The following is a 12,443-nucleotide window of genomic DNA, read 5'->3' on the forward strand; positions in this document are numbered from 1 at the left end:
CAGGGGCCCGGCGGACGACCGCCGGGCCCCTCGCCCTGTTCCGTGGAGCCCGGGACCGCCGCGTGCGGACCGCGCCCCGGCCGCCGGTCACCGCCGAGGAGCGCCCCGCCCGTCGCTCACAGCGGGGGATTGCCCGTGGACACGCTCAGTTCGATGGTGCCGACGTCGTCGGGATCGACATCGGCGCCCTGCGCGGGGAACTGCTTCAGGACGGTCCCCTCGCCCCAGGTGTTGTCGTCGTCGTGGTCGATCTTCCACTGCCAGCCCGCGGCCTGGAGGCACTTCTTCACGGAGTCCAGATCCTTGTACCGGAAGTCCGGCAGCTCGATCTTGGCGGAGTCGTGCCACGACTCCTGCGGATCGGTGCACTCGCTCGCGTCGATCTGCCGCGAGTGGTCCGGTCCGCGGTAGCCCGCCCGGTGGGACGCGGACGCCGTGGCGGCGCTGCTCCCGCCCTTGGCCTCCGCGCCGCCGTCCTTCAGCGTCAGCGCGACGACCACCCCGGCGACCACGATGGCCGCCACCGCGACCGAGCCGATGACCACCGGCCGCCTGCGGCGCCCGGAGCCGCCGCCCGGGCGGGACGGCTGGGGCGTCGTCGTGTACGGCGGCGGGGTCGGGGCGGCACCTCGCGGGCCGTACGCGGCGGGCGGGGTGGGGTAGCCGGCCTGCGGCGGGTAGCCGTAGGCCGGGGCGGGCGCCTGGTGGCCGTACGGGTTCGGGGCCGGTGCGGGAGCCGGCTGGTAGGGCGTGCGCGGCTGCCCCTGCTGGGCCGCGGCCGCCTGGCCGACCGGCGGGAACACCGCCGAGCCGACGCCCGCACCGCTCTGCCGCGGCCCGGCGTCCGGCACGATGCTCGGCGGGACCGCCTGGAGGGAGGCCGCGATGCGCAGGCACTCGGTGCGCATGGCCTCGGCGGTCGGGAAGCGTTCGTTCGGGTTCTTCTTCAGCGCCCGGGCGACCAGCGCGTCCACGGCGGGCGGCAGCGAGCGGTTGACCGAGGAGGGCGCCACCGGCTCCTCCTGCACATGCGCGTACGCGATGGCCAGCGGCGAGTCCGCGTCGAACGGCAGCCGTCCGGTGACCAGCTGGAACAGCATGATGCCGACCGAGTACAGGTCGGAGCGGGCGTCCACGCCCCGGCCGAGGGCCTGCTCGGGCGAGAGGTACTGCGGGGTGCCCACGACCATGCCGGTCTGGGTCATCGAGGTGACCCCGGACTGCATGGCGCGGGCGATGCCGAAGTCCATGACCTTGACCACACCGCGCTTGGTCGTCATCACGTTGCCCGGCTTGATGTCCCGGTGGACCAGCCCCATCTCGTGGCTGATCTCCAGGGCGGCGAGGACGTCGGCGGCGACCTTCAGCGCCTTCTCGGCGGGCATCGCGCCGTACCGCCGGATGTCCTCCTCCAGGACCGAGCCCAGCGGCCGGCCCTCGACGTACTCCATGACGATGTACGGAGTGGCCATGCCGTTCAGCTCGTCCTCGCCCGTGTCGAAGACGGAGACGATGTTGGTGTGCGTGAGCTTGGCCACGGCCTGCGCCTCGCGGCGGAAACGCTCGCGGAACGCCGGTTCCCGGCCGAGTTCGGTGTGCAGGGTCTTGATCGCGACCGGACGGTCCAGCACCGTGTCGTGGGCCAGGTGCACCGAGGCCATGCCGCCCTCGCCGAGCAGGTCGCGCAGCTGGTAGCGGCCCTGCGCCAGGGCCTGCCCCGCGTACCGGCCCGGTGCGCCGTGCTGGCTCATCTCTCCGCGTCCCCCACTGGCCGTCCGGCGCCGTGATCCAGCGAACAGGCCTTGATCAGATGTCTCATTCCCGGCCAAGTCTGCCGGAGGGCACCGACACGTCAAGCTCGGTGCCCGTTCCGTGACCGTACGCGCAAGAAGCGTCGCGCAAGCGTTACAGGGGACCCGTGAGCGGCGCACGGAATTTGCACGACAGCGGCTGCTGGAGGTTTCATGACCGGTCCGTCTCGGGTCCGTCCCGGTCGCGGTTCCGGACCGGCGGCCCCCATGGAGGCTGTAGCGTGGCCGACGGAGACCGTAACAACACCGCGCGCACCGCGGGCAGAAACGACGGCGAGGACTGATGGCACAGACGCAGCGCTCTCAGGGCCCGTCCGACCCCGAGGCGACTGGCGGCGGCATGTCGGACGCGCCGGAGCTGTGGGGCAACGGCGGGCTCGTCGGCGACGGCCGGTACCGGCTCACGCACCGGCTCGGCCGGGGCGGCATGGCCGAGGTGTTCGCGGCGGAGGACGTCCGCCTGGGCCGCACGGTCGCGGTCAAGCTGCTCCGCGCGGACCTGGCCGAAGACCCGGTCTCCAAGGCGCGGTTCACCCGTGAGGCACAGTCGGTCGCGGGTCTCAACCACCATGCGATCGTCGCCGTGTACGACTCCGGCGAGGACTCGGTGGGCGGCCAGTCCGTGCCGTACATCGTGATGGAGCTGGTCGAGGGCCGCACCATCCGCGACCTGCTGATGAACGCCGAGGCGCCGGGCCCCGAGCAGGCCCTGATCATCGTCTCCGGGGTGCTTGAGGCGCTCGCCTACTCGCACCAGCACGGCATCGTGCACCGTGACATCAAGCCGGCGAATGTCATCATCACCCACAGCGGTGCCGTCAAGGTGATGGACTTCGGCATCGCCCGCGCCCTGCACGGGGCGTCCACGACGATGACGCAGACCGGCATGGTCATGGGCACCCCGCAGTACCTCTCCCCGGAGCAGGCGCTCGGCAAGGCCGTCGACCACCGCTCCGACCTGTACGCGACCGGCTGCCTGCTGTACGAACTGCTCTCGCTCCGGCCCCCCTTCACCGGCGAGACCCCGCTCTCCGTGGTCTACCAGCACGTCCAGGACATGCCGGTGCCGCCGTCCCAGGTCACCGCAGGCACCTGCCCGCCGGAGCTGGACGGCCTGGTGATGCGTTCCCTCGCCAAGGACCCCGACGACCGGTTCCAGACCGCCGAGGAGATGCGCGGCCTGGTCCAGTACGGCCTGCAGATGCTGTACGAGCAGGGCGGCCACACCGGCACCTGGAACACCGGCCCGGTGGAGGCGCCCGACGGCCGGACCGCCCCGTCGGCGGCCTTCGCGGGCACGACCGTCATGCCGCACCCGGTGGACGCGGGCGGCACGGCGCAGATCCCGCAGCCGATCCTGCCCACGGGCTACGGCAACGGCGACGACGGCGGCTTCGAGGGGCACGGCAACAGGGGCAGCGGACGCGGCAAGCTGTGGATCCTCGCCGTCCTCGCGGTCATCGCGATCTCGGCGGGTGTGGCGCTGGCGCTGCACAACGCGAACGGTGACGGCGGCAAGGGCAGCGACACCAAGCCGACGACGACCCACTCCAAGAACACGAAGAAGGAGTCGCCCACGCCGACCCCGTCGGACGAGCACACCGAGGAGTCGGTGGATCCCGGCACCAGCACCGGGGGCTCGTCCACCGGCGGCGGTGGCGGCGGCGGCTCCAAGTGGCCGCCGGCGAACACGCCGTCGTACACCCAGTCGCAGCAGGCCTCCCCGCCGCCGAGCAACGCGCCCTCGACCCCGCAGAACACGCCGTCGCAGCCGACGGACACGGTGAACGGCGGGACCGACGCAGGCACCGGCGACGGCGGCACCGACACCGGCGGGACGGGCGACGGCGGCACGGACGAGGGCGCCACGACCGACGGCGGCGCCACCGGCGAGGGCATCACGACCACCACCGGCGGCACCACCGCCGACGGCGAGACCACCGGTTGAAGCGAACTCCCCGCGACCGGGCCGGCGACACCCTGAGGTGACGCCGGCCCGGTCGCCGTAGGCCGGTCGAGCGCCGTTCACCGCACGAACGCGTCGCACACCGCGTCGTACTCGCGCGTCCACCACACCGCGAGCGCCGACGCGGCCGGGAACTGGCAGTCCGCGCGCGTGTCGCCGCGTTCGTAGTGCCAGCGCAGCATCCAGAAGTCGTTCAGCCGCTCCCACCACACGCGGTGCACGGCCGCCGTCAGCTCCGAGGGGGTGGCACCGGCCGCGCGCCGGTACGCGCGCGCGTAGGCACGCACTTTCGGCAGGTGCAGCCGTCCGGAGGGCCGCACGAAGAAGATGGCGGCGGCGCGGACGGCCTCCTCCGCGCGCGGCTGCACACCGAGCCGGTCCCAGTCCACGATGGCGGCCGGGGCGTCGTCCTTGTAGAGCAGGTTGAACGGGTGGAAGTCGCCGTGCACCCAGCCCACCGGGCCGCCGCGCGGCGGGCGCCGGCCCGCGTGCTGCTCCAGCAGGGCGCGGCGCTCCAGCAGCCGGTGCCGGGCGAGTTCGTCGAAGGCGTCGGCGGGCCGGTGCCGGCGCACCTGCGCGAGCAGGTCGTCGATGAGGGCGAAGGTGTCGGCCGGGTCGGCGCTCTCGACGGGGTGCGGACTCGTCGCCGGCCTGGTCCGGCCCTTGGGTGGCATCACCCGCTCCAGGCAGGCGTGGACGGCGCCCAGGAGCGCGCCGAGGCGGGCGCTCTCCGCGCGGGTGAGCTGGCCGCCGTGCCGGTGTCCGCCGTCGATCCAGGGGTGCAGGGCGTAGGCGTGACCGCCGACGACCGCGACCGTGCGGCCCTCGCGGTGGGCGAGCGGCGGGGCGACCGGGACGCCGAGGTCGGCGAGGCGCTGGGTGGCCCGGTGCCGGCGTTCGATGGCGGCCGGGTCGGCGGTGTCCGGATCGAAGTGGTGCTTGAGGAAGTAGCGGCCGCGGGTGGTGCGCAGCCGGTAGCCGCGGTTGAGCAGCCCCTGGTCGACCGGCTCGCAGGTGAGGGCGGTCCCCGCGGCGTACAGGCGCAGCAGGGCGCCCAGAGGGGGCGCGTGAGGCACGGCAGGTGGTACACATGAGCGCGGCACGCGCCAGATGGTAGGGCACGAGCGTCCCCTGTGAGCTGGGCGTTGTCACACACTGTCGCCGACGGTCGCATTCGGTCGCGGCGCGGGCTTCCGCTCGTACATACGAGTGACAGTGCCGGGCCCCGGGTGACGCCCGCGCATTCCGCGCCCCGGTAACCGCCCGGTAATAACGGGATTTCTCCTGCTTCGGGTGCGAGTCCTGTTTCACATGGAAGTCTTCCCGTCACCTGGGTCGGCGGGATAACGTGCGCATGCTCGGGCCTGTCGCAAGGCTGTGACCAGCGCGCTTTCCCATCGCCTCGATTTACTTGGAAATCCAAGCAAAAACGCAGGTCAAACGGGGTTTCACAGAAATGTGGGGCACTGGGTAACGTGATGGTTGCAGGGCGCTCGCCGGGGCACCTGTCACGCCTGTTCCCGGCCGAGTGGCACCCACCCCGTGCCCGGTGGTCGGAACAGGTGAGCCGCACTGGCCTACCGGCAACCCCGGGGGCCGGAACGACGGAGGAGCACACGTGACCGTGGAGAGCAGTGCCGCGCGCAAGCCGCGACGCACCGCCGCAGGCAAGGCCGGCACCACCGGCAGCAAGACCGGAGCCACCGGCACCAAGCGCACCACCCGCAGCACCCGCAGCACCGCGAAGAAGAGCACCGAGCCCGGCCTCGTGCAGCTCCTGACCCCGGAGGGCGAGCGGGTCGGGAACGCCGAGTACGACGCCTACGTCGCCGGCATCACCCCCGAAGAACTGCGCGGCCTGTACCGCGACATGGTGCTCACCCGTCGCTTCGACGCCGAGGCCACCGCACTGCAGCGCCAGGGCGAGCTGGGCCTGTGGGCCTCCCTGCTGGGACAGGAGGCCGCCCAGATCGGCTCGGGCCGTGCCACCCGTCCGGACGACTATGTCTTCCCGACCTACCGCGAGCACGGCGTCGCCTGGTGCCGCGGCGTCGACCCGACCAACCTGCTCGGCATGTTCCGCGGCGTGAACAACGGCGGCTGGGACCCGAACAGCAACAACTTCCACCTGTACACGATCGTCATCGGCTCCCAGACGCTGCACGCCACCGGTTACGCGATGGGCGTGGCCAAGGACGGCGCGGACTCGGCGGTCATCGCCTACTTCGGCGACGGCGCCTCCAGCCAGGGCGACGTGGCCGAATCGTTCACCTTCTCCGCGGTCTACAACGCCCCCGTGGTGTTCTTCTGCCAGAACAACCAGTGGGCGATCTCCGAGCCCACCGAGCGGCAGACCCGTGTCCCGCTGTACCAGCGCGCCCAGGGCTACGGCTTCCCGGGCGTCCGGGTCGACGGCAACGACGTGCTCGCCTGCCTCGCGGTCACCAAGTGGGCGCTGGAGCGGGCCCGCAACGGCGAGGGCCCCACCCTGGTGGAGGCGTTCACCTACCGCATGGGCGCCCACACCACCTCCGACGACCCCACCCGCTACCGGGGCGACGAGGAGCGGCTGGCCTGGGAGGCGAAGGACCCGATCCTGCGCCTTCGCCGCTATCTGGAGGCCTCGAACCACGCGGACGAGGGATTCTTCGCGGAACTCGAGACCGAGTCCGAGGCGTTGGGCAGACGAGTGCGCGAAGCGGTCCGCGCCATGCCCGACCCGGACCGGTTCGCCCTCTTCGAGAACGTGTACGCGGACGGACACGCGCTCGTGGACGAGGAGCGCGCCCAGTTCGCCGCCTACCAGGCGTCGTTCGCCGATGAAGGGGGTCACTGACATGGCCGAGAAGATGGCGATGGCCAAGGCCATCAACGAGTCGCTGCGCCGCGCCCTGGACGCCGACCCCAAGGTCCTGGTCATGGGCGAGGACGTCGGCAAGCTCGGCGGTGTCTTCCGGGTGACGGACGGGCTGCAGAAGGACTTCGGCGAGAGCCGGGTGATCGACACCCCGCTGGCCGAGTCCGGCATCGTCGGCACCGCGATCGGCCTGGCCCTGCGCGGCTACCGCCCGGTGGTGGAGATCCAGTTCGACGGCTTCGTCTTCCCGGCCTACGACCAGATCGTCACCCAGCTCGCCAAGATGCACGCCCGCTCGCTGGGCAAGGTCAAGCTCCCGGTCGTCGTCCGCATCCCCTACGGGGGCGGCATCGGCGCGGTCGAGCACCACTCGGAGTCGCCGGAGGCGCTGTTCGCCCACGTGGCCGGCCTGAAGATCGTCTCCCCGTCGAACGCCTCGGACGCGTACTGGATGATGCAGCAGGCCATCCAGAGCGACGACCCGGTGATCTACTTCGAGCCGAAGCGGCGCTACTGGGACAAGGCCGAGGTCGACCCCGAGGCGATCCCGGCCCCGCTGCACACGGCCCGCGTGGTCCGTGAGGGCACCGACCTCACCCTGGCGGCCTACGGCCCCATGGTGAAGCTCTGTCAGGAGGTCGCCGCGGCGGCGGCCGAGGAGGGCAGGCACCTGGAGGTGCTGGACCTGCGCTCGGTCAGCCCCCTGGACTTCGACACCCTCCAGGCGTCGGTGGAGAAGACCCGCCGCCTGGTCGTGGTGCACGAGGCACCGGTGTTCTTCGGCTCGGGCGCGGAGATCGCCGCGCGGATCACCGAGCGCTGCTTCTACCACCTGGAGGCACCGGTCCTCAGGGTCGGCGGCTACCACGCCCCGTACCCGCCGGCCCGCCTGGAGGAGGAGTACCTGCCCGACCTGGACCGCGTGCTCGACGCCGTCGACCGCTCGCTGGCGTACTGAGGAGAGGGACGTGACGACGATGACGGATGCGTCCGTACGCGAGTTCAAGATGCCCGACGTGGGCGAGGGGCTCACCGAGGCCGAGATCCTCAAGTGGTACGTCCAGCCGGGTGACACGGTCACCGACGGCCAGGTGGTGTGCGAGGTCGAGACGGCGAAGGCCGCCGTGGAACTGCCCATCCCCTACGACGGCGTGGTCCGCGAACTGCGCTTCCCCGAGGGCACCACGGTGGACGTGGGCACGCCCATCATCACGGTCGCCGTGGCCGGCGCCGCCGCGTCCGAGGCCCCTGGCGGGCAGCCCGCGGCGGAGCCCGCCCCGGCCGAGGAGGAGCCGGAGCCGACGGGCCGCCAGCCCGTCCTGGTCGGCTACGGCGTGGCCACCACCTCGACCAAGCGCCGCCCCCGCAAGGGCCCCCAGGCCGGCGTGCCGGGACCGGCGCAGGCGGTCCAGGCCGAGCTGAACGGCCACGGCGGCACGGTCGCCGAGAAGCCCCGCCCGCTGGCCAAGCCCCCGGTGCGCAAGCTGGCCAAGGACCTGGGCGTTGACCTGGCCGTGATCACCCCGTCCGGCCCGGACGGCGTCATCACCCGCGAGGACGTCCACGCGGCGGCCACGGTGCGGACCGACGAACCGGTCGCCCAGGCCCCGGCCGCGGCGCCGGCCCAGGCAGCGCCGGCCGCCGCCCCCGCGGCCCCGGCGCCCGCGGTGTCGTACGACACCGCGCGGGAGACCCGTGTCCCGGTCAAGGGCGTCCGCAAGGCCACCGCCCAGGCGATGGTCGGCTCGGCGTTCACGGCGCCGCACGTCACCGAGTTCGTGACGGTGGACGTGACCCGCACGATGCGGCTGGTCGATGAGCTGAAGCAGGACAAGGACATGCAGGGCCTGCGGGTCAACCCGCTCCTGCTGATCGCCAAGGCCCTGCTGGTCGCCATCAAGCGCAACCCGGAGATCAACGCCTCCTGGGACGAGGCCGGCCAGGAGATCGTGCTCAAGCACTACGTCAACCTGGGTATCGCGGCGGCCACCCCCCGTGGGCTGATCGTCCCGAACATCAAGGACGCGCACGACAAGACGCTCCCGCAGCTGGCCGAGGCGCTCGGTGAACTGGTGACGACGGCCCGCGAGGGCAAGACCTCACCCGCGGCGATGCAGGGCGGCACGGTGACCATCACCAACGTCGGCGTCTTCGGCGTCGACACCGGAACGCCCCTGCTGAACCCCGGCGAGTCCGCGATCCTCGCCGTCGGCGCGATCAAGCTCCAGCCGTGGGTCCACAAGGGCAAGGTGAAGCCGCGCCAGGTCACCACCCTGGCCCTCTCCTTCGACCACCGCCTGGTCGACGGCGAACTGGGCTCGAAGGTGCTCGCGGACGTGGCGGCGGTCCTGGAGCAGCCGAAGCGGTTGATCACCTGGGGATGAGGCCCGTCGGCGGGTAACCTCTGACACGCGAAGGGGACGGCCGCAACTTCGTCCTGCGACCGCCCCCTTCGTCATCCGGCCCCGGTCAGCCCTGGTCAGCCCTGGTTGAGCACGTACACCGGTGCCCCGTCCTCCGCGCCGCCCCGTGAGCGGATGCAGGCGTGCTTGCGCAGCAGCCGGAGGCATTCGTTGACGCGGTGCACCGACAGTCCGGTCCGCGCCGCGATGGACTCCAGCGGCTCGCGCAGCTCCCCCTTCTCGACCAGGACCGGGGCGATGACGACGGCCACCGCCCACACGTCCGCCGTCACGGACAGCCGCTGCCGCCAGTCGGCCAGCAGGGTCTCCGTGGTGGGCGGTGCCGACGGGTGAGCGCCGGGCGTGGGGCGCGGGAGGGCGAGTCCGTCGAGCCGGTCCGCGATCCGTTCCACCGCCCGCACCATGGCCTGCTGTACGGCGAGCGTGGCCTTCTGCAGTTCGATCGACTCCCGCTGCCCGTTCGCCAGCTCCTCGTCCACCCGGAGGTTGTGCGCCTCCAGCCGGACGACGGCCTCCGCGACCTGTTCCGGCATGGCGTAGGCGATGGGCGCCCCCGGATCGGCGGGCTGTACCTCGGCCTTGTCGAGAGTGTAGGAACCCTCCCTCTGCACGGTCTCGATGACTTCGGCGGCCCAGAGTTTGAAGGGCGTGCAGGCCGGCTTGGTGCAGGCGTTGACGAGCAGGATGAGACCTTGGAGAGAGATCAGATTCATGTCTCGGCGCCACTCCCTACCTGCGGGAACGCTGAGACCGTAACCTCCAGTTAGGGTCTCGAGAGACTCTCGGTGGGCTTCCGGGACATGGTCCGAGAGCGCTTTTTGCGGGTTGCTGTGCCCGAGTTCCTTGCACACGTCCACCGCCGGGAACCAATGGCTTCCGTCCGGCATGGTGAGCCGGCGGACGCGGGCTCCGGTCGCCGCGTAGCTGATATTCGTGATTACAGGTGAATCAGCGGCATGTGGGTGACAAAAGGAGGGCCGGCGAGGTAGCTCGGTCAGTCGGTGGACAGCCGGGCGCGCAGGGTGTTCAGCAGGGCCGCGCCCCGTTCCGCGTCGTCCACGCTCACCGCGAAGTCGGAGCGGCGGCCCCGGGGCCGTATGACCAGACACTCGCCGGCGCGGAGCATGACCGTCGTGCCGAGGCCGCTGATCCGGTAGCCCCAGCCGCCGACCTGGGCCGGCCGCCGCCGCTCGGCGCGGGCGGATTCGATGGCGGCCGGGGACCAGCGGCGGACGGGCCAGCCGAGCGGGCCGAACGACACCTCCAGTCCCGCTTCCGACACCTTCGCCTGGACCGAGGAGAACGTGGCGACGGCGATCGCGACGACGGCGGAGCAGACGAACACCGGCCACAGCGTGGCGGGGTCGGCCAGACCGAAGGCCAGGGCGACCAGCGCGACGCCGGCCACCAGCACCCCCACCGCCGCCAGCAGCCGCAGCCAGGAGTTCGCCGCGCGGGAGAACCACACCAGGCGTTCGCCCTCGGGTACCTCCAGTACGGGGGCGGCGGCGGGGACGGCGGCGGGCCGTGGCGCGAACCGCCAGGCGGCCACCGCGGCGAGCGCCGCCAGAACCCCGAGCAGCACCACCGCGAGCACCGGCTGACGGGCCTGGTGCCAGTCGGTGCGGCCGAGGTTGGCCAGGACGATGGAGACCTGGGCGCCGACGAGCACCGCCCCCGTGGGTGCCAGCGCCATGGGCCGCCAGGAGCGCGCGGCGGGATCGGTGTCGCGCCGGCGCACGCTCGTCGCGAGGACGGTGAGCAGCCAGACGCCGGCCGGGACCAGGGCGGCCGCCCACAGTGGCAGCGAGCCGTCGGGACTGCCACCGGCACTCCAGTGGGTCGCCAGCCGGCCGGGGAGCCGGCCCTGCACGGCCAGGGGCAGTCCGGCGAGGACGGCCGTGACGCCCACCACCGCGCCGGTGGACCACCACCGCGCCGTACCGCCCCGGGACGCCGGCCCGGTCTCCGCGCGTCTCATGCCGACCCCCTGATCATGTCGATGACGTCGGTCCTGCTGTAGCCCAGCCGGGACGCCTCCGCGACCAGCTCACGCACCCTGATCTGGAGGCCGGAACGCCGGGCCGCTCCCTCGGCGACCGTGATGCCCCGGCCGCGCCGGAACTCCAGCAGGCCCTCGTCCCGCAGCTCGCGCAGTCCGCGCAGCACGGTGTTGACGTTGATGTCCAGGGCCGCGGAGAGATCGCGGGCGGACGGCAGCCGGTCGCCCGCGCGGCACTCGCCCTCGGCGATGGCCCGCCGGATCGCCGCGGCGACCTGTTCGTGCAGCGGGCGGGTGTCGGTCGTGTCCAGACGCAGCAGCATGGTGCCAATGAAACTAGCACCATGCGTGTCATCGGGGAACCGGGCGCAGCGAAAGGGCCCGTCGCGGCGGGCGACGGGCCCCTTCGGGGAGTGACGCGGGATCAGCCCAGGCGGGCGAAGCCGTAGTTGAGGAGCTTCTTCGCGTCCGCCTCGCGGTTGGCGATGGAGGTGGAGGCGAGGACGGTGCCGATGACCGTCTTGTTCTTCCGGGTCGCGGCGAAGACCAGGCAGTACTTGGCCTCCGGGCCGGAGCCGGTCTTCACGCCGATGGTCCCGCTGTAGCTGCTGAGCAGCCCGTTGGTGTTCTTCCACGGGGCCATCGTGCGGGTGCCGCCCGACTTGGTGCGGGTCTTGGCGGTGTACGTCTTGGTCTTGACGATCGTGCGGAACGTGGAGTTCTTCATCGCACTGCTGGCGATCTTCGTCAGGTCGCGCGGCGTCGAGTAGTTGCTGCCGTTGCCGATGCCGTCGAAGGAGTCGAAGTGGGTGTTCTTCAGGCCCAGGTTCTTGGCGGCGGTGTTCATCTTGCCGATGAAGCTCTTGACGCGCGCCGCGCGGGTCGAGCCGGAGCCGTACTTGTCGGCGAGCGCGTAGGCGGCGTCGCAGCCGGACGGCAGCATCAGGCCGTACAGCAGCTGGCGCACGGTCACCTGGTCGCCGACGATCAGATGGGCCTGGGAGGCGTTGTTCTTGACGACGTAGTCGCTGTACGCCTTCTGGATCGTGACCTTGGAGTCGAGGTTGAGGTTCGACTGCGCGAGCACGACCTTGGCCGTCATGATCTTGGTGGTGGAACCGGTGGCCAGCCGGGTGTCCGCCTTCTTCGTGTACAGCGACGAGCTGTTGGCGTTGTTCATCAGGTACCCGCCCTTGGCCACGATCGAGGGCGCGGTGACGGCCTGTGCGGGCGCCGCGGTCAGGGCACCGGTGGCGGCCAGCGCGCCGGCGGTGACGGTGACGACGGCGGCCCTGCGGAGACTGGTACCCGTAATGCCGGTAATCAACTGATGTACCCCGAATGTGTCGAATGCCCCAGTGCTGCGGCCGAGTTGAGGTGGGCG

At 71.9% G+C, this 12,443-nt stretch carries 10 protein-coding genes; 4 read left to right on the top strand and 6 right to left on the bottom strand.

The window, feature by feature from the left end; translation table 11 throughout:
* Window positions 1–116: 116 nt before the first annotated feature.
* Window positions 117–1,751, bottom strand: coding sequence for a protein kinase (locus tag AB0E62_RS04050; protein WP_362187656.1), 1,635 nt, complete (start codon window positions 1,749–1,751; stop codon window positions 117–119).
* A 343-nt stretch (window positions 1,752–2,094) separates the two neighbouring features.
* Here AB0E62_RS04050 and AB0E62_RS04055 point away from each other — a divergent pair, with 343 nt between their 5' ends.
* Window positions 2,095–3,759, top strand: coding sequence for a protein kinase (locus tag AB0E62_RS04055; RefSeq protein WP_362187659.1), 1,665 nt, complete (start codon window positions 2,095–2,097; stop codon window positions 3,757–3,759).
* A gap of 77 nt (window positions 3,760–3,836) precedes the next feature.
* On the opposite strand, the gene AB0E62_RS04060 is transcribed toward AB0E62_RS04055, so the two are convergent.
* Window positions 3,837–4,853: a phosphotransferase gene (locus AB0E62_RS04060; RefSeq protein ID WP_362187662.1), complete on the bottom strand. Its 1,017-nt coding sequence runs from the start codon at window positions 4,851–4,853 to the stop codon at window positions 3,837–3,839.
* 542 nt (window positions 4,854–5,395) lie between these two features.
* On the opposite strand from AB0E62_RS04060, the gene pdhA reads away from it, so the two are divergent.
* The 3 genes from pdhA to AB0E62_RS04075 are packed head-to-tail and all read left to right on the top strand — an operon-like array spanning window position 5,396 to window position 9,018.
* Window positions 5,396–6,613 carry a pyruvate dehydrogenase (acetyl-transferring) E1 component subunit alpha gene (pdhA, locus tag AB0E62_RS04065; RefSeq protein ID WP_362187665.1) on the top strand — a complete coding sequence of 406 codons (1,218 nt, stop codon included), beginning with the start codon at window positions 5,396–5,398 and terminating at the stop codon, window positions 6,611–6,613.
* A gap of 1 nt (window position 6,614) precedes the next feature.
* The gene (locus AB0E62_RS04070) at window positions 6,615–7,592 is read left to right on the top strand and encodes an alpha-ketoacid dehydrogenase subunit beta (protein WP_362187668.1); all 978 of its coding nucleotides are present in this window, start codon (window positions 6,615–6,617) and stop codon (window positions 7,590–7,592) included.
* 10 nt (window positions 7,593–7,602) lie between these two features.
* A complete protein-coding gene (locus AB0E62_RS04075; RefSeq protein ID WP_362187671.1) occupies window positions 7,603–9,018 on the top strand; it encodes a dihydrolipoamide acetyltransferase family protein in 1,416 nt (471 codons plus the stop codon).
* Between the two features lie 95 nt (window positions 9,019–9,113).
* Here AB0E62_RS04075 and AB0E62_RS04080 read toward each other — a convergent pair whose 3' ends face one another.
* From AB0E62_RS04080 to AB0E62_RS04095, 4 genes are all read right to left on the bottom strand, one after another.
* Window positions 9,114–9,944, bottom strand: a complete 831-nt coding sequence (locus AB0E62_RS04080; protein WP_362187674.1) for a Bro-N domain-containing protein — start codon at window positions 9,942–9,944, stop codon at window positions 9,114–9,116.
* A 107-nt stretch (window positions 9,945–10,051) separates the two neighbouring features.
* Window positions 10,052–11,038, bottom strand: a complete 987-nt coding sequence (locus AB0E62_RS04085; RefSeq protein ID WP_362187677.1) for a DUF1648 domain-containing protein — start codon at window positions 11,036–11,038, stop codon at window positions 10,052–10,054.
* Window positions 11,035–11,382 carry a GntR family transcriptional regulator gene (locus tag AB0E62_RS04090; protein WP_362187680.1) on the bottom strand — a complete coding sequence of 116 codons (348 nt, stop codon included), beginning with the start codon at window positions 11,380–11,382 and terminating at the stop codon, window positions 11,035–11,037. Before AB0E62_RS04090 ends, AB0E62_RS04085 begins: the two co-directional genes overlap by 4 nt.
* A 101-nt stretch (window positions 11,383–11,483) precedes the next feature.
* Window positions 11,484–12,386 carry a D-alanyl-D-alanine carboxypeptidase gene (locus tag AB0E62_RS04095; RefSeq protein ID WP_362187683.1) on the bottom strand — a complete coding sequence of 301 codons (903 nt, stop codon included), beginning with the start codon at window positions 12,384–12,386 and terminating at the stop codon, window positions 11,484–11,486.
* Window positions 12,387–12,443 lie beyond the last annotated feature (57 nt).

The sequence above is a fragment of the Streptomyces sp. NPDC038707 genome, assembly GCF_040636485.1.
GTDB lineage: Bacteria > Actinomycetota > Actinomycetes > Streptomycetales > Streptomycetaceae > Streptomyces.